This is a genomic window from Caulobacter vibrioides OR37 (assembly GCF_000372645.1).
Classification (GTDB): domain Bacteria; phylum Pseudomonadota; class Alphaproteobacteria; order Caulobacterales; family Caulobacteraceae; genus Caulobacter; species Caulobacter vibrioides_E.
The window spans coordinates 14322-31747 of sequence record NZ_APMP01000037.1 but is presented as its reverse complement, the minus strand read 5'-3'; the positions used below and the strand labels follow the sequence as shown (position 1 = coordinate 31747).

General features: G+C 67.3%; 11 protein-coding genes and 1 pseudogene. 6 read left to right on the top strand and 6 right to left on the bottom strand.

Annotation, left to right across the window (positions count from 1 at the left end):
- From OR37_RS20850 to rpoC, 3 genes and pseudogenes are all read left to right on the top strand, one after another.
- Positions 1-1342: pseudogene (locus OR37_RS20850) on the top strand (hypothetical protein); the annotation flags it as partial.
- Between the two features lie 436 nt (positions 1343-1778).
- On the top strand, positions 1779-5849 hold the full coding sequence (gene rpoB / locus OR37_RS19205) for a DNA-directed RNA polymerase subunit beta (protein WP_004624070.1): 4071 nt from the start codon (positions 1779-1781) through the stop codon (positions 5847-5849).
- Between the two features lie 182 nt (positions 5850-6031).
- Entirely contained in the window at positions 6032-10222 is a 4191-nt protein-coding gene (gene rpoC / locus OR37_RS19200) for a DNA-directed RNA polymerase subunit beta' (protein WP_004624068.1), read from the top strand.
- A gap of 414 nt (positions 10223-10636) precedes the next feature.
- On the opposite strand, the gene OR37_RS19195 is transcribed toward rpoC, so the two are convergent.
- From OR37_RS19195 to OR37_RS19175, 5 genes are all read right to left on the bottom strand, one after another.
- Positions 10637-10906 carry an HPr family phosphocarrier protein gene (locus OR37_RS19195; protein WP_004624066.1) on the bottom strand — a complete coding sequence of 90 codons (270 nt, stop codon included), beginning with the start codon at positions 10904-10906 and terminating at the stop codon, positions 10637-10639.
- Positions 10907-10910: 4 nt separating this feature from the next.
- Entirely contained in the window at positions 10911-11318 is a 408-nt protein-coding gene (locus OR37_RS19190; RefSeq protein ID WP_004624065.1) for a PTS sugar transporter subunit IIA, read from the bottom strand.
- Between the two features lie 75 nt (positions 11319-11393).
- On the bottom strand, positions 11394-11852 hold the full coding sequence (locus OR37_RS19185; protein WP_004624062.1) for an HPr kinase/phosphorylase: 459 nt from the start codon (positions 11850-11852) through the stop codon (positions 11394-11396).
- Positions 11849-13462: a sensor histidine kinase gene (locus OR37_RS19180; protein WP_004624061.1), complete on the bottom strand. Its 1614-nt coding sequence runs from the start codon at positions 13460-13462 to the stop codon at positions 11849-11851. The genes OR37_RS19185 and OR37_RS19180 overlap by 4 nt, the downstream gene beginning before the upstream one ends.
- Positions 13437-14147, bottom strand: a complete 711-nt coding sequence (locus OR37_RS19175; protein ID WP_004624059.1) for a response regulator transcription factor — start codon at positions 14145-14147, stop codon at positions 13437-13439. The genes OR37_RS19180 and OR37_RS19175 overlap by 26 nt, the downstream gene beginning before the upstream one ends.
- A 211-nt stretch (positions 14148-14358) precedes the next feature.
- On the opposite strand from OR37_RS19175, the gene OR37_RS19170 reads away from it, so the two are divergent.
- Positions 14359-16056 carry a hypothetical protein gene (locus tag OR37_RS19170; protein ID WP_004624057.1) on the top strand — a complete coding sequence of 566 codons (1698 nt, stop codon included), beginning with the start codon at positions 14359-14361 and terminating at the stop codon, positions 16054-16056.
- A 139-nt stretch (positions 16057-16195) separates the two neighbouring features.
- Here OR37_RS19170 and OR37_RS19165 read toward each other — a convergent pair whose 3' ends face one another.
- On the bottom strand, positions 16196-16552 hold the full coding sequence (locus tag OR37_RS19165; RefSeq protein WP_004624055.1) for a winged helix-turn-helix transcriptional regulator: 357 nt from the start codon (positions 16550-16552) through the stop codon (positions 16196-16198).
- 228 nt (positions 16553-16780) lie between these two features.
- On the opposite strand from OR37_RS19165, the gene OR37_RS19160 reads away from it, so the two are divergent.
- Both OR37_RS19160 and OR37_RS19155 read left to right on the top strand, forming a co-directional pair.
- Positions 16781-17158 (top strand): nuclear transport factor 2 family protein, encoded by a 378-nt coding sequence (locus OR37_RS19160; RefSeq protein WP_004624052.1) that lies wholly within the window; start codon positions 16781-16783, stop codon positions 17156-17158.
- A gap of 12 nt (positions 17159-17170) precedes the next feature.
- Positions 17171-17389 carry a tautomerase family protein gene (locus tag OR37_RS19155; protein WP_004624049.1) on the top strand — a complete coding sequence of 73 codons (219 nt, stop codon included), beginning with the start codon at positions 17171-17173 and terminating at the stop codon, positions 17387-17389.
- The last annotated feature ends 37 nt before the right edge of the window (positions 17390-17426 follow it).

The following is a 17426-nucleotide window of genomic DNA, read 5'->3' as shown; positions in this document are numbered from 1 at the left end:
ACGAGTAGACTGCTACCGTTATATCGATCGCGCCTATGCGATGAGCGACGCCTTCGTCGACAGCCCGCCGGACTACACCGTGCCCTACCAGGGCGAGCGGCCGTGGATCTGGCGCTCCCAGTCGGGCGACTACCGGATGGTCGAGCCGACGCCCGAGGGGCAGCGCGTCTATTATTACGAGGCCGGGTCGGACCAGCCGTTCCTGGTGCGCGACCCCCAGTACGCCTATGGCTATGACCAGGGGCGGCTGGCGGTGGTCTATGACAGCGTCGGGCGGCCGATCGATCCGGACGGCGACGCCGCCGAGCGCGCCGCGCGCTACGCCCTGCGCGCCGCCGGGCTCTATTTCGCGGCCGTGCACGAGCAGCGCGAGGCCGCCTATGCCGAGGCCTGGCGCGAGCGGCGCGACGACCTGATGGCCCAGCAGCGGGCCTGGGCCGACCAGCAGGCGCGCGACGAGGACTGGCGCGCCTGGCGCGACGCGCATCGCCAGCAGGAACAGGCCCGGTGGGAGGCGGAGCGGGCCGAGCGCGCGGCCTATTCCGCCCAGGTCTCCGCCCAGATCGCCCGCGACCAGGCCCACGCGGCCGAACAGGCGGCCTGGGAGTCGCAATGGCGTCAGCAAAAGCAGGCTCAGCAGGCGCAGGCCGCCCGCGAGGCGGAAGCTCAGGCCGAGCAGGCGCGGGCCGACGCGGCGCGCCTGGCCCAGCTCCAGGCGCGGCAACAGCAGGCCCAAGCTCAAGCCCAAGCCTGGGCGCAGGCCCAGGCGGCGGCGCGCGCCCAGCAGCAGGCTCAGGCCGCGGCCGCCGCCCAGGCGCGACAACAGGCGTGGGCGGCCCAGCAACAGGCCGCGGCGCGTCAGCAAGCCGAGGCGGTTCGGCAGGCCCAAGCCCAGGCTCAGGCTCAAGCCCAGGCGCGGGCGGCTCAGGTCCAGGCGGCGCAAGTCCGGGCGGCCCAGATGCAGGCCGCTCGCGTCCAGGCCGCCGAGGTCCAGGCCGCCGAGGTCCAGGCCGCCGCGCGCCAGCAGGCTCAAGCCTCCGCCAGGGCCCAGCAACAGGCGCGGGCCGAGGCCGCTCGCCGGGCCCAGGCGCAAGCGGCCCAGCGGCAGGCGGTCGCCCGCCAGCAAGCCGAAGCCGCCGCCAAGGCCCAGCAACAGCAGGCCCAGGCCGCGCGTCAGGCCCAGGCGGTCCATGAGCGCCAAGAGGTCCAGGCCGAAGCGGCGCGCCGCGTCCAGTTGGCCGAGCATACGCCGCCCAAGCCGCCTCGGCCCGCCGCCAAGCCGCCCGCCGAGCCCCGCGCGCCCGACAAGGACCGCGAGGGCGAGGCGCCCAACGCCCACTGATCGATCCGGCGGGACGCGCCTAGAGCCTTATCCGCTCGAATGGGATCATTCGAGCGGAAAAATAAGGCTCTAAATCAAACATTTAGAGCGTGATAATCGCCGAAACCGCTTACACTTTCGGCTATCACGCTCGGACGTCCCGCCGTTCGCTGTTTAACCGCGCGTTACGAATCCCTCTTTTCTTCCGCGCGCCGTTCCCCTATATCCCCGCGTTCACGAAGACATTCGGCGGAGCGCTTACGCGCGTCCGTATTACGCCCCGAGGCGCGGTCAGCCGCCCTCCGACCAGCGCGAAGGGGCGCCCGTCAGGCTTCCGGTCCCGGTCGCCCGACAGGGGAATTCCAGCGTCCGCGGCTCCCCACACGGGAGCGGCGAGGGTGGACGCCAAGGCAATTCGAACTCACGCGCGGACTCCATCCGCGCCCAGGGAAACAAGATGGCGCAATCCTTCACCGGCAAGAAGCGGATCCGGAAGTCGTTCGGCCGCATTCCCGAGGCTGTGCAGATGCCGAACCTCATCGAGGTTCAGCGCTCCTCCTACGAGCAGTTCCTTCAGCGCGAGGTCCGTCCGGGCCAGCGCCGCGACGAAGGCGTCGAGGCGGTCTTCAAGTCGGTCTTCCCGATCAAGGACTTCAACGAACGCGCCGTCCTCGAATACGTTTCGTATGAGTTCGAGGAGCCCAAGTACGACGTCGAGGAATGCATCCAGCGCGACATGACCTTCGCCGCGCCGCTGAAGGTCAAGCTGCGCCTGATCGTGTTCGAGACGGAAGAGGAAACCGGCGCCCGCTCGGTCAAGGACATCAAGGAGCAGGACGTCTACATGGGCGACATCCCGCTCATGACGGACAAAGGCACCTTCATCGTCAACGGCACCGAGCGCGTCATCGTCTCGCAGATGCACCGCTCGCCGGGCGTGTTCTTCGACCACGACAAGGGCAAGACCCACGCCTCGGGCAAGCTGCTGTTCGCCGCCCGCGTGATTCCGTACCGCGGCTCGTGGCTGGACTTCGAGTTCGACGCCAAGGACATCGTCTATGTCCGTATCGACCGTCGCCGCAAGCTGCCGGCCACGACCTTCCTCTATGCCCTGGGCATGGACGGCGAAGAGATCCTGACCACCTTCTACGACGTCGTCCCGTTCGAGAAGCGCGAGGGCGGCTGGGCCACCCCGTACAAGCCCGAGCGCTGGCGCGGCGTGAAGCCGGAGTTCCCGCTGGTCGACGCCGACACCGGTGAGGAGGTCGCTCCGGCCGGCACGAAGATCACGGCTCGCCAGGCCAAGAAGTTCGCCGACGGCGGCCTGAAGACCCTGCTGCTGGCGCCGGAAGCCCTGACGGGCCGCTACCTGGCCCGCGACGCGGTCAACATGTCGACCGGCGAGATCTACGCCGAGGCCGGCGACGAGCTGGACGTTCCGGCGATCCAGGCCCTGGCCGACCAAGGCTTCAGCACCATCGACGTGCTGGACATCGACCACGTCACGGTCGGCGCCTACATGCGCAACACCCTGCGCGTGGACAAGAACGCCATCCGCGAGGACGCGCTGTTCGACATCTATCGCGTCATGCGTCCGGGCGAGCCGCCGACGGTGGAAGCCGCCGAGGCCATGTTCAAGTCGCTGTTCTTCGACGCCGAGCGCTACGACCTGTCGTCGGTGGGCCGCGTGAAGATGAACATGCGTCTCGAGCAGGACGTCTCGGACGAGGTCCGCATCCTGCGCAAGGAAGACGTCCTGGCCGTGCTGAAGGTCCTGGTGGGCCTGCGCGACGGTCGCGGCGAAATCGACGACATCGACAACCTGGGCAACCGTCGCGTCCGCTCGGTGGGCGAGCTGCTGGAAAACCAGTACCGCGTCGGCCTGCTGCGCATGGAGCGCGCGATCAAGGAACGCATGAGCTCGGTCGACATCGACACGGTCATGCCGCACGACCTGATCAACGCCAAGCCGGCCGCCGCCGCCGTCCGTGAATTCTTCGGCTCCTCGCAGCTGTCGCAGTTCATGGACCAGACGAACCCGCTGTCGGAAATCACCCACAAGCGTCGTCTGTCGGCCCTCGGCCCGGGCGGTCTGACCCGCGAACGCGCCGGCTTCGAAGTCCGCGACGTGCACCCGACCCACTACGGCCGGATCTGCCCGATCGAGACGCCGGAAGGTCCGAACATCGGCCTGATCAACTCGCTGGCCACCCACGCCCGCGTGAACAAGTACGGCTTCATCGAGAGCCCGTACCGTCGCGTGAAGGACGGCAAGCCGCTGGACGAAGTCGTCTACATGTCGGCGATGGAAGAGTCGAAGCACGTCATCGCCCAGTCGAACATCAAGGTCGACGGCGGCGAGATCGTCGAAGACCTGGTTCCGGGCCGCATCAACGGCGAACCGACGCTCCTGCAAAAGGAGACAGTGGACCTGATGGACGTGTCGCCGCGCCAGGTCGTGTCGGTGGCCGCCGCCCTGATCCCGTTCCTGGAAAACGACGACGCCAACCGCGCCCTCATGGGCTCGAACATGCAACGTCAGGCCGTGCCGCTGGTGCAGTCCGACGCCCCGCTGGTCGGCACCGGCATGGAAGCGGTCGTCGCCCGTGACTCGGGCGCGGTCGTGATCGCCAAGCGCACCGGCGTCGTGGAACAGATCGACGGCACCCGTATCGTCATCCGCGCCACGGAAGAGACCGACCCCGCGCGTTCGGGCGTCGACATCTACCGCATGTCGAAGTTCCAGCGCTCGAACCAGTCGACCTGCATCAACCAGCGTCCGCTGGTGAAGGTGGGCGACAAGATCCGCGCCGGCGACATCATCGCCGACGGTCCGTCGACCGAGCTGGGCGAACTGGCCCTGGGCCGCAACGCGCTCGTCGCGTTCATGCCCTGGAACGGCTACAACTTCGAAGACTCGATCCTGATCTCCGAACGCATCGTCCGCGACGACGTCTTCACCTCGATCCATATCGAGGAATTCGAAGTCATGGCCCGCGACACGAAGCTGGGTCCGGAAGAAATCACCCGCGACATCCCGAACGTCGGCGAGGAAGCCCTGCGCAACCTCGACGAAGCCGGCATCGTGGCGATCGGCGCCGAGGTCCAGCCGGGCGACATCCTGGTCGGCAAGGTGACGCCGAAGGGCGAAAGCCCGATGACGCCGGAAGAAAAGCTGCTGCGCGCCATCTTCGGTGAAAAGGCCTCGGACGTTCGCGACACGTCCTTGCGCCTGCCCCCGGGCGTCGCCGGCACGATCGTCGACGTGCGCGTCTTCAACCGTCACGGCGTCGACAAGGACGAGCGCGCGCTCGCCATCGAACGCGCCGAGATCGACCGCCTGGGCAAGGACCGCGACGACGAGTTCGCGATCCTGAACCGCAACATCTCGGGCCGTCTGAAGGAACTGCTGATCGGCAAGGTCGCGCTGTCGGGTCCCAAGGGCCTGTCGCGCGGCGAGATCACGGCCGAGGGTCTGTCGCAGATCGCCTCGGGCCTGTGGTGGCAGATCGCCCTGGAAGACGAGAAGGCCATGGGCGAGCTGGAAGCCCTGCGCCGTCTGTTCGACGAGAACCGCAAGCGTCTCGACCGTCGTTTCGAGGACAAGGTCGACAAGCTGCAGCGCGGCGACGAACTGCCTCCGGGCGTCATGAAGATGGTCAAGGTCTTCGTGGCCGTGAAGCGCAAGCTGCAGCCGGGCGACAAGATGGCCGGCCGTCACGGCAACAAGGGCGTCATCTCGCGCATCCTGCCGATCGAGGACATGCCGTTCCTCGCCGACGGCACGCACGTCGACGTCGTTCTGAACCCGCTGGGCGTGCCTTCGCGCATGAACGTCGGTCAGATCTTCGAAACCCACCTGGGCTGGGCCTGCGCCAACCTCGGCAAGCAGATCACCAACCTGATGGAAGACTGGCAGCATGGCGGTCAGAAGCAGGCGCTCATCGACCGCCTGCGCGACATCTACGGTCCGAACGAAGAGCTGCCGGACACCGAGGAAGAGCTGATCGAGCTGGCCAAGAACCTCGGCAAGGGCGTTCCGATCGCCACGCCGGTGTTCGACGGCGCGCGCATGAGCGACATCGAGAACCATCTCGAAATGGCCGGGGTCAACCCGTCGGGCCAGTCGATCCTGTACGATGGCCTGACCGGCGAGCAGTTCAAGCGTCCGGTCACGGTCGGCTACATCTACATGCTGAAGCTGCACCACCTGGTCGACGACAAGATCCACGCCCGTTCGATCGGTCCGTACTCGCTCGTCACGCAACAGCCGCTGGGCGGTAAGGCCCAGTTCGGCGGTCAGCGCTTCGGGGAAATGGAAGTGTGGGCCCTGGAAGCCTACGGCGCGGCCTACACCCTGCAGGAAATGCTGACGGTGAAGTCCGACGACGTGGCCGGCCGGACCAAGGTCTACGAGTCGATCGTCCGCGGCGACGACACGTTCGAGGCCGGCATTCCGGAAAGCTTCAACGTGCTGGTCAAGGAAATGCGCTCGCTCGGCCTCAACGTCGAGCTGGAGAACAGCTGATCGGAATAAGGGCTTTCCTCCCCCGCGACGCGGGGGAGGTGGCCCAGAGGGCCGGAGGGGGCTAACGCGGCCTCCTTCCAGCTGGCCCCCTCCGACGGCTTTCGCCGCCACCTCCCCCGCGTCGCGGGGGAGGAAGCGCACCAAGGAATATTTTCGCGGGCATCCCCGCAGAAGGAACCAAGATGAACCAGGAAGTCCTGAACATCTTCAATCCGGTCCAGGCCGCTCCGACCTTCGACCAGATCCGCATCTCGCTGGCCTCGCCGGAAAAGATCCGCTCGTGGTCGTTCGGCGAGATCAAGAAGCCCGAGACCATCAACTACCGCACGTTCAAGCCCGAGCGTGACGGTCTGTTCTGCGCCCGTATCTTTGGCCCGACCAAGGACTACGAATGCCTGTGCGGCAAGTACAAGCGCATGAAGTACAAGGGCATCATCTGCGAAAAGTGCGGTGTCGAAGTCACCCTGGCCCGCGTCCGTCGCGAGCGCATGGGCCACATCGAACTGGCCTCGCCGGTCGCCCACATCTGGTTCCTGAAGTCGCTGCCGTCGCGCATCGCCATGATGCTGGACATGCCGCTGAAGGACATCGAGCGCGTCCTCTACTTCGAATACTACATCGTCACCGAGCCGGGCCTGACGCCGCTGAAGCAGCACCAGCTGCTCAGCGAAGACGACTACATGCGCGCCCAGGAAGAGTACGGCGACGACAGCTTCACCGCCGAGATCGGCGCCGAGGCCGTCCAGAACCTGCTCAAGGCGATCGACCTCGAGAAGGAAGCCGAGAAGCTTCGTGAAGAACTGGCGGGCAACCCGTCGGACATGAAGCAGAAGAAGTTCTCGAAGCGCCTGAAGATCCTGGAAGCCTTCCAGGAAAGCGGCAACCGTCCGGAATGGATGGTCATGACCGTGGTGCCGGTGATCCCGCCGGAACTGCGTCCGCTGGTGCCGCTGGACGGCGGCCGCTTCGCGACCTCGGACCTGAACGACCTCTATCGCCGGGTCATCAACCGGAACAACCGCCTCAAGCGCCTGATCGAGCTGCGCGCGCCCGACATCATCATCCGCAACGAAAAGCGGATGCTGCAGGAGTCGGTCGACGCCCTGTTCGACAACGGCCGCCGCGGCCGCGTGATCACCGGCGCCAACAAGCGGCCCCTGAAGTCGCTGGCCGACATGCTGAAGGGCAAGCAAGGCCGCTTCCGTCAGAACCTGCTGGGCAAGCGCGTCGACTATTCGGGCCGTTCGGTCATCGTGGTCGGTCCCGAGCTGAAGCTGCACGAGTGCGGCCTGCCCAAGAAGATGGCGCTGGAGCTGTTCAAGCCGTTCATCTACGCGCGCCTGGACGCCAAGGGCCTGTCGGGCACCGTCAAGCAGTCCAAGCGCATGGTCGAGCGCGAGCAGCCGCAGGTGTGGGACATCCTCGAAGAGGTGATCCGCGAACACCCGGTCATGCTGAACCGCGCCCCGACCCTGCACCGTCTGGGCATCCAGGCGTTCGAGCCGAAGCTGATCGAGGGCAAGGCCATCCAGCTGCACCCGCTGGTCTGCGCCGCGTTCAACGCCGACTTCGACGGCGACCAGATGGCCGTGCACGTCCCGCTGAGCCTGGAAGCTCAGCTGGAAGCGCGCGTCCTGATGATGTCGACCAACAACATCCTGTCGCCCGCCAACGGTCGCCCGATCATCGTGCCGTCGCAGGACATCGTCCTGGGTCTGTACTACCTGTCGGTCGCCCGCGAGGGCGAGCCGGGCGAGGGCAAGATCTTCGCCGACCTGGGTGAGATCGAAGCCGCCATGGACGCCGGCGTCGTCTCGCTGCACGCCAAGATCAAGGCGCGCCACACCGAGATGAATTCGGAAGGCAAGCTGGTCCGCAAGGTGATCGACACCACGCCGGGCCGCATGAAGATCGCCGCCCTCTTGCCGCATCACCCCCAGATCGGCCACCGCCTGATCGAAAAGGCGCTGACCAAGAAGGAAATCGGCAATCTGATCGACATCGTCTACCGCCACTGCGGTCAGAAGGCGACGGTGATCTTCGCCGACAAGGTGATGGGCCTGGGCTTCAAGGAAGCCGCCAAGGCCGGCATCTCGTTCGGCAAGGACGACATCATCATCCCGAAGCGGAAGGAGGCGATCGTCGCCGAAACCCGCGCTCTGGCCGAGGAGTACGAGCAACAGTACGCCGACGGCCTGATCACCAAGGGCGAGAAGTACAACAAGGTCGTCGACGCCTGGGCCAAGGCGACGGACCGCGTCGCCGACGAGATGATGGCCGAGCTTCAGATGAAGCATAAGGACGAGAACGGCCGCGAGAAGGAAATCAACGCCATCTACATGATGGCCCACTCCGGCGCCCGCGGTTCGCAAGCCCAGATGAAGCAGCTGGGCGGTATGCGCGGCCTGATGGCCAAGCCCTCCGGCGAGATCATCGAGACCCCGATCGTCTCGAACTTCAAGGAAGGCCTGACCGTTCAGGAGTACTTCAACTCGACCCACGGCGCCCGTAAGGGTCTGGCCGACACCGCGCTGAAGACGGCCAACTCGGGTTACCTGACCCGTCGTCTGGTCGACGTCGCGCAGGACTGCATCATCGTCGAGGAAGACTGCGGCACCACCAAGGGCATCACCCTGCGGGCCGTGGTCGAGGGCGGCGACGTGCTGGTCTCGCTGGGCGCCCGCGTCCTGGGCCGCTTCACGGCCGAGGACGTCAAGGATCCGTCGACCGGCGAGCTGGTCGTGCCGGCCGACACCTATATCGACGAGAATATCGCCGACGCCATCGAGGCGGCGGTCGTCCAGTCGGTGAAGGTCCGCTCGGTCCTGACCTGCGAAGCCAAGATCGGCGTCTGCGGCGCCTGCTACGGCCGCGACCTGGCCCGCGGCACGCCGGTGAACATCGGCGAAGCGGTCGGCGTCATCGCCGCCCAGTCGATCGGCGAGCCGGGCACCCAGCTGACCATGCGCACGTTCCACATCGGCGGCACCGCCCAGGTGGCCGAGCAGTCGTTCTTCGAAGCGTCGAACGACGGCGTGGTCCGCGTGATGGGTCCGACCGTGACCGCCGCCGACGGCGCCCTGGTCATCATGAGCCGCAACACCACCGTCAGCGTCCTGGTCGACGGCAAGGAACGCGAGACCTACAAGCCGCCTTACGGCGCGCGCCTGAAGGTCAAGGACGGCGATACCGTGAAGCGCGGCCAGCGCCTCGGCGATTGGGACCCCTACACCACCCCGATCATCACCGAAGTGGGCGGTCGCGTCCGCGCCGAGGACCTGGTGGACGGCATCTCCGTCCGCGAGGAAGTCGACGAGGCCACCGGCATCGCCCAGCGCGTGATCGCCGACTGGCGCGCCTCGGCCCGGGGCTCGGACCTGCGTCCGGGCATGGGCGTGCTGTCGGAAGACGGCTCGTACAAGCGCCTGTCGAACGGCGGTGAAGCGCGTTACCTGCTGTCCGTGGGGGCCATTCTCTCGGTGGCCGACGGCGACGAGGTCAAGCCGGGCGAAGTCATCGCCCGTATCCCGACCGAAGGCGCCAAGACCCGCGACATCACCGGCGGTCTGCCGCGCGTCGCCGAACTGTTCGAAGCCCGCCGTCCGAAGGACTGCGCGGTCATCGCCGAAATGGATGGCCGTGTCGAATTCGGTAAGGACTACAAGAACAAGCGCCGGATCAAGATCACGCCGGACGTCGACGCCGACGGCAACCAGCCCGAAGCGGTCGAATTCCTGATCCCGAAGGGCAAGCACATCGCCGTCCACGACGGGGACTACATCACCAAGGGCGAGTACATCATCGACGGCAACCCGGATCCGCACGACATCCTGCGCATCCTGGGCGTCGAGGCCCTGGCGAACTTCCTCGTCGACGAGATCCAGGAGGTCTATCGTCTGCAAGGCGTGCCGATCAACGACAAGCACATCGAGACGATCGTTCGTCAGATGCTGCAAAAGGTCGAGATCATCGAGCCGGGCGACACGGGCCTGATCAAGGGCGACCACCTGGACAAGCCCGAGTTCGACAAGGAAAACGACAAGGCGATCGCCCGCGGCGGCCGTCCGGCCGTTGTCCAGCCGGTGCTGCTGGGCATCACCAAGGCCTCGCTGCAGACCAAGAGCTTCATCTCGGCCGCCTCGTTCCAGGAAACGACGCGCGTCCTGACCGAAGCCTCGGTGCACGGCAAGACCGACACGCTGGAAGGCCTGAAGGAAAACGTCATCGTGGGTCGCCTGATCCCCGCTGGCACGGGCGCCTACCTGCGCAGCCTGCAGCGCGTCGCCGCCAAGCGCGACGAACAGCTGGCCCAGCAGCGCGAGGACGCCATGGAGCCCCTGCCGGCCGAGATCGCCCTTTCGGACGCCCAATAGGCGTCCGAAAGAACTCGGGACTCGGGCGCTTTAAGCGCCCGGGCGGACGCCCAATAGGCGTCCGAAGCCCTCGGGCGCTTCGGCGCTAAACGACGGAAAGGCCCGGGAGCGATCCCGGGCCTTTTCGTTGTGGGCGGACTGTTTGGGCGACGTCGGAGCGCCCCCTCCGTCTCGCCGCCTAGAGCCTTATCCGCTCGAATGGAATCATTCGAGCGGAAAAATAAGGCTCTAAATCAAACATTTAGAGCGTGATAGCCGCCGAAACCGCTCACACTTTCGGCTATCACGCTCTATATCGGCGGCGATCCACCTCCCCCGCGAGCGGGTGAGGATGAGACGGGAACTCCTCCCCCGCGAAGCGGGGGAGGTGGCGCGAGGCGAAGCCTCGTGACGGAGGGGGCGCTATCTCGCCCCCTACCGCTCCTCGTCGAAGCGGTTGGAGACCAGTTCGCACAGGGCTTCGACGGCGGCCTCGGCCTCCGGGCCCTCGGCCGAGATGTCGATGGTCGAGCCGATGCCGGCGGCCAGCATCATTAGGCCCATGATCGAACGGGCGTCGACCGACGCGCCGTCGCGGCTGACGGTGACCTCGGCGTCATAGCCGGACGCCATCTTCACGAACTTGGCCGAGGCCCGCGCGTGCAGTCCGCGCTCGTTGACGATCTCGACCGTTCTGGACGTCATGCCGTTATTTTTCCCCAGCCAGGACGTAGGAGGCCACGGAGATGTACTTGCGTCCAGCCTCCTGGGCGTGGGCGACGCAGGTCTGCAGGGGCTCGCGCTGGCGCACGCTGGCCAGCTTGATCAGCATGGGCAGGTTCAGGCCGGCGATGACCTCGGCCTTGGTCTGCTCCATGACCGAAATGGCCAGGTTGCTGGGCGTGCCGCCGAACATGTCGGTCAGCAGGATGACCCCGTCGCCGTCGACGTCCGTCGCGGCGCAGGCCTTCAGGATGTCCGAGCGACGACGTTCCATGTCGTCCTCGGGGCCGATGCAGATCGCCTTCACGGCGGCCTGCGGACCGACCACATGCTCCATGGCGGAGACGAATTCCTCCGCCAGACGCCCGTGCGTCACGATCACGAGCCCGATCATGCCTTGTATCTCAAACGGGATCCCCATTCCCACGGCGACCGGTGGAGGATCGCGCGGGCGGTCTTGATACGCCCGTTAGGTTGCGACTCCAAGAGACTGCATCATGCGTCTGATTTTCAGGGGCGCGGCGGGTTCCCGGGGCCACAGGTCGAAAACGGGAACGGAAACCCCGGCGACCGGCGCGAAACGCGGCTCGGGCAGGCGTTCGACCTGCTCGGGCGCGGCGACGCAGCGGATGGCCAGCGCGATCTCGCAGAAGGGCAGGGCGGCCGCGTCGACCACGCCCAGCCCTCTCACCTCGATCAGGCCGGCCAGGGGCGCGGGCGGTTTGCCCCAAGGCTTGCCGCCGGACGCGAAGGTCGCGACGCGATCGTCGGCCACCAGCCGAAAGCCGGCGTCGAGGGCGCGCAGGGCCAGATCGCTCTTGCCCGCGCCCGACGGGCCCTCGATCAGAGCGCCGCGCCACCGGCCGCCCAGACGCAAGGCGATCAGCCCGGCGTGGCGGACGTCGAGGGCGGCTTCGTCGCCGGTCATTCGCGCGCGTCCGGCAGCTCGACGATGAATCGCGCGCCGGCGATCGCTCCGGTGGCCGGGTCCATCCGGTTCTCGGCCCGAATCGTCCCGCCGTGCGCCTCGACGATCTGGCGGGCGATCGACAGGCCCAGGCCCGAATTGCCCCCGAACGCCCGGCCCTTGGGCCGCGAGGTGTAGAAGCGCTCGAAGATGGTCTCCAGATTGTCCGGCGGGATCCCGGGACCGTCGTCTTCGACCGTCGTCGTCACCTTGCCGCGCGCCCGGTTCACGACGACCCGCACCTCGCCGTCGTCGGGGCTGAACGAGCGGGCGTTGTCGATCAGGTTGCGGAACACCTGGCCGATCGGCGTCTCGCGGGCCAGGACGGTCATCGGCCGCGGGTCCTCGGCGGCGAAGGTCACGCGCACGCTGCCCGGGGCCGGGCCGGGACGCAGCTGGGCGTCATAGAGGCCGGCGACTTCGCCGAGCAGCTTGGCCAGGTCCAGGGCCTTGGGCTGTTCGCGCGACAGCTCCGCGTCCAGGCGCGAGGCGTTGGAGATGTCGGTGACCAGCCGGTCCAGGCGGTTGACGTCGTTGCGCAGGATGGCCAGCAGCCGCGCCCGGGGAGCGGGCTCGGTGACCAGGTCCAGGGTCTCGATGGCCGAGCGGATCGAGGTCAGCGGGTTCTTGATCTCGTGGGCCACGTCGGCGGCGAAGCGCTCGATGGCGTCCATCCGCTCGGATAGCGAATGGGTCATCTCCTCCAGCGAGCGCGACAGGTCGCCCAGCTCGTCGCTGCGCTCTGAGAGGTCGGGCAGCGAGATGGCGCGCGCGCCTTGCAGGCGGACATGGTCGGCCGCGCGGGCCAGCCGCAGCACCGGCACGGCGATCAGCCGGTGCAGCAGCACGCTGGACACCAGGATGGCGATCATGGCCACGACGATGAACGGCAGCAGGGCCTTGCGCTCGGCCGAGATGATCTGGTCGACGTCGCCGGCCTCGAGCGTCAGCACCCCCAGCACCGCGCGGACGTGCTGGATCGGGATCGACACCGACACCACCCGGTCGCCGTCCTCGGACACGCGGGTGCCGGCCACGGTGTGGCCCTTCATGGCGCGGGCGATCTCGTCGGCCAGGGCCTGGCGGGCGCGCTCGGCCCGAGCCTTTTCGCGCGGGCTCTGCTGAGCCTGGTCCTTCTGGCCGGGCTTGCGGGCGGGGGGCAGCACCTTCCAGTCCACGTGGTCGGCGACCACGAACGAGTCGGCCAGCACCTTGCCGTGGGCGTCGAACAGCCGGGCCCGCTGCGAGCGGGGAATGAACAGCACCTGCAGGATGGCGCTGGCGGTATAGGGGTCGAGCGCCGGCTCGGGCTCGCCCACCGTCGCCGACTGGTCGATGACGTTGGCGATCAGCTCGCCCTGGGTGGTCAGGCTGTCGATGCGGGCGTTGACCAGGCCCGAGCGCAGCTCGTTCAGCACCAGCGCCCCGACCACGACGATCGCCAGGGCCAGGACGTTCAGGATGATGATCAGCCGGCCCAGCCGCGAACCGCGCGGCCAGGCCAGGCGCCGCCTGGGCTCGACGCCCCCCTGGGGGCGCGCCGGCTCAGGCTTCGCGGTAACGGTAGCCAACGCCGTACAGGGTCTCGATGGAGTCGAATTCCGGATCGACCTGGCGGAACTTCTTGCGCATCCGCTTGATGTGGCTGTCGATCGTGCGGTCGTCGACATAGACCTGATCGTCGTAGGCGGCGTCCATCAGGTTGTCGCGGCTCTTCACGAAGCCCGGGCGCTGGGCCAGGGCCTGCAGCAGCAGGAACTCGGTGACGGTTAGGCGCACGGGCTTGCCGTCCCACAGGCTGTCGTGGCGGGCAGGGTCCAGGGTCAGCTTGCCGCGCTTCATCACCTTGGAGTTGGCGCCGGTCGGATCGGCGGCCGAGATGGGGTCCTCTTCCGGACGCGCCCGGCGCAGGACGGCCTTCACCCGCTCCAGCAGCAGCCGCTGGCTGAACGGCTTGTGCATATAGTCGTCGGCGCCGAGGTTGAAGCCCAGGATCTCGTCGATCTCGTCGTCCTTGGACGTCAGCATGATCACCGGGATCTCGGAGGTCTGGCGCAGGCGACGCAGCACCTCCATCCCGTCCATGCGTGGCATCTTGACGTCCAGGATCACCAGATCGGGCGGGCTGGCCTCGACGGCCTCCAGGCCGGAGACGCCGTCATAATAGGCCTTCACCGCGTGCCCGTGGCTTTCCAGCGCCAGCGAGACCGAAGCGACGATGTTTTCGTCGTCGTCAATGAGCGTGATGGCGGCCATATGTTTCCGTCTGTCCTCGGCGATCTTCAGGTCGAGCGATCCTAAACATCGCTCGCCCAGGCTTCAACGCGTGGCGCGGCAAAGCTTTCCCAAGGGCTTCTGGCGAGCGTTTGCGGCTCCAGCATGGCGCCAATGCGGCGGGGCGGTCGTCTTCAACCTCACCTTAAGTGTTCTGGTCCATGGTCGAAGACTATTGGAGCGCGTCACGCACATGAGCGAAGTCCATTACGAGCTATTTGTCCGTCGCCGAGCCGGCGCGCAGTGGACGCTCGAGATGGCCACCGAGATCCGCACGCAGGCGCTGCAGACCGCCGAGGACGTCCTGACCCAGGGGCGCGCGGTGGCCGTGCGCGTCAGCAAGGAAACGCTGGACCCCGAGACTCGCGAATACAAGTCGATCGCCATCTTCACCAAGGGCATGGTCGACGGCGGCAAGCCCAAGAAGGAAGTCGAGAACCGCGATCCGCTGTGCGTGCAGCCGGCCGACCTCTACACCGCCCACGCCCGCGACAGGATCGGCCGCCTGCTGGAAGGCTGGCTGGTTCGGCACAAGGCCACGCCCTTCGAACTGCTGCACCGGCCCGACCTGGTCGAGAAGCTGGAAGCCTCCGGCACAGACCTGCAGCACGCCCTTCAGAAGATCGCCATCCCGGAAGCCGAGGCGCGCGGCCAGAGCGTGCACGAGGTCATCCGCCACTTCCAGGGCCTGGTCGAGCGCACCATCGCCAACCTGACGAAGGCCTTCAAGAAGGGCGATCTGCCCAACCTGGACAAGGAAGGCTTCGCCAAGGCCGCCGAACGTTTGGCCGCCGACCCCGACCGCGCCTTCCTGCTGGGGGCCGGCATCGCCGCCTCGATCGCCCCGGCCAAGACCTGGTCCGAGAAGATCGCGCGCCTGCTGGACCTGGCCGACGCCGCGCCGGAGGAGCCACGCGCCCGCGCCGCCGCCCTGGCCGCGATCGAGCAGCCGCTATCGGAGATCATCGGCTCGCGCGCCGGCATGGCCGATCTCCTGGACAATCAGGACGACTTGGGCGCGACCCTGGCGGCCATGATCCGCATGACCGGCGGCACGGCCGTCGAGGCGCTGATCCGCATCGAGCCCAGCGTGCGCGGCTGCATGCCCGAGCTGTCGGGCGTGGCCAAGCGCCTGGGCGACTGGCTGTCCAACGACGCCTTCGCCTCGGTCCGCGCCTCGATCGCGGGGCGGGTGCTGAAGGAGCTGAACGGCGTGCGCCGTCTCAAGCCCGCCGACGCCGAGGCCGAGATCGAATTCCTGCGCGCCCTGGCCATGAGCCTCACGGCCGCCGCCGGCCGCATCCTGGCCCCCGAGGACATCCAGGGCGCCTTCACCACGCGCTCGAAGACCCTGCTGAACGGCGACTTCATCGAGTCGCTGCTGGGCCGCGACCGCTCGGCCCACGAAGAGATCAAGATGCTGATCCGCCTGACGGAAAACGTCATGGGCGCGGTCAACAAGCGCAGCGCCGCCCGTTGGCTCAGCGCCAATATCCAGGCTCTGCGCTTCGAGAAGGAACTGCGCCAGGGGCCGGATTCCCCGGTCGCCAAGCTGACGCTGCTGGCCGGGCTGCAACGGTCGATCGGGCGCTCGGGCCTGGTGCGCGAGGACCACGAGCCGCTCTGCGCCAAGCTGGGCGAGATCGGGGCGCTGATCGAGGCCGACTCGCGCCTGCTGACCATGCTGGTCCGCGCGCCGGCCCCGCTGCCGCATCGCCTGCAACTGCTGGCCAAGCTGGCCATGGGCGAGGCTGGCCCCACCGGCCCCGTCGCCGAAAAGGCGCGCGTCGAGGCCCTGAAGCTGGCCCGAGACCCGGGAGCCCGCGCCGAGCTGCAGTCTTCGCCGCAGACCCTGGACCTGATCAAGACCCTGGTGGCGCAGGCGGCTTAGGAGCCTGTCCGGCTTAGATGGCTCATCTAAGCCGGATAAACAGGCTCTCGGGGCGGCCGCGCCTCGCGCTCGATCATCCCAGCAGCGTCGCTGTCGCGCGACACGTCGGCTCGGGCGGCCGAACGGCTGGCCCCTCGGCTCACGGCGCCTTGGACCGAGCGCCTTTGAGCTTGTGTCCGATCTCGACGATCGCCTCCAGCGCCGGCGTCAGTTCCCGCCCCAGCGGCGTCAGCGCATATTCCACCGAAGGCGGCTTCGTCGGCTGAAGCGTGCGTGTGATCAGGCCGCGGCTTTCAAGCTCCCGGAGCCGCCGCGACAGCACCTTCGCGGAAATCGGCGGTATGTCGAGACGCAGTTCATTGAACCGCCGCGGGCCGGCGCGTAGGTGCCAGATCACGTTCGGCGCCCAGGCCCCGGCGATGATCGCCATGCACTCGGTCAGGGCGCAGGTCGGCGGCGGCGGCGCGCTCCGGTTCTTGCGCACTGTCAAGCCCATGGTCTCAGCCGGTTACCGCATGGAAACTCGAATCTGAAGTAACCAGAAGAAACCTGTTCGGCAAGGGTAACCCGAAGGAATAGTGTCCGCGCGTCACCGCTCAACAGGGGTTTCCATGCGGCCGTATTTGAGACTGGGCGTCTGCTCGTCGTCGTCGCGGATCGCCGCCCGCCCGTCGGTTCGCGGCGCCAGGCGTCAGGAAGGGCTTTTCGGTCGCGAGGCCGTCGCTTGACCCCGGCCGCGATCGACATTCGCCGCCTGCTTCAGGACTATTTCGACGCGCTGTATTTCTGCGACGTCGGCAAGCTCCGGGCCGTCTTCCATCCCAAGGCCATCTACGCCTCGGCCGACGAGACGCCGATGCTGTATCGCACCCTGGAGGATTACGCGTCGGTCGTCGCCGTCCGGCAGTCGCCCGCCTCCCGTGGCGAAGTCCGACGCGATCATGTCGACGCCATCGACCTTGCCGGCGCCAACACCGCCGTCGCGCGTGTCCGCTGTTCGATTGGCCCGCGGGATTTCGTCGATTTCCTGACCTTGGTGCGCACGGAGGGGCGGTGGCGGATCATCGCCAAGGTCTTCCAGATCATCGAACGCCAACCATGAGGATTTGATGGGATGCCGTATGTGAATATCAAGATCACGCGTGAAGGCGCGTCGCCGGACCAGAAAGCCGCTCTGATCAAAGGCGTCACCGATCTTTTGGCGGACGTTCTGGACAAGACTCCCGCGACCACCTTCGTGGTCATCGACGAGGTGGACATGGAAGATTGGGGCGTGGGGGGTCTGCCCGTCGCGGACTATCGAAAAACCCTGTCCAAGCCGTCGTCGGTTTGAGGCTCTCGCGGGCGGCGCTCACGTCGTCTCCCGGCGG

Coding starts and splice junctions, on each gene's coding strand:
- rpoB (WP_004624070.1), top strand. CDS start 1,779: ATGGCGCAATCCTTCACCGGCAAGAAGCGGATCCGGAAGTCGTTCGGC.
- rpoC (WP_004624068.1), top strand. CDS start 6,032: ATGAACCAGGAAGTCCTGAACATCTTCAATCCGGTCCAGGCCGCTCCG.
- OR37_RS19195 (WP_004624066.1), bottom strand. CDS start 10,906: ATGACGTCCAGAACGGTCGAGATCGTCAACGAGCGCGGACTGCACGCG.
- OR37_RS19190 (WP_004624065.1), bottom strand. CDS start 11,318: ATGATCGGGCTCGTGATCGTGACGCACGGGCGTCTGGCGGAGGAATTC.
- OR37_RS19185 (WP_004624062.1), bottom strand. CDS start 11,852: ATGACCGGCGACGAAGCCGCCCTCGACGTCCGCCACGCCGGGCTGATC.
- OR37_RS19175 (WP_004624059.1), bottom strand. CDS start 14,147: ATGGCCGCCATCACGCTCATTGACGACGACGAAAACATCGTCGCTTCG.
- OR37_RS19170 (WP_004624057.1), top strand. CDS start 14,359: ATGAGCGAAGTCCATTACGAGCTATTTGTCCGTCGCCGAGCCGGCGCG.
- OR37_RS19165 (WP_004624055.1), bottom strand. CDS start 16,552: ATGGGCTTGACAGTGCGCAAGAACCGGAGCGCGCCGCCGCCGCCGACC.
- OR37_RS19155 (WP_004624049.1), top strand. CDS start 17,171: ATGCCGTATGTGAATATCAAGATCACGCGTGAAGGCGCGTCGCCGGAC.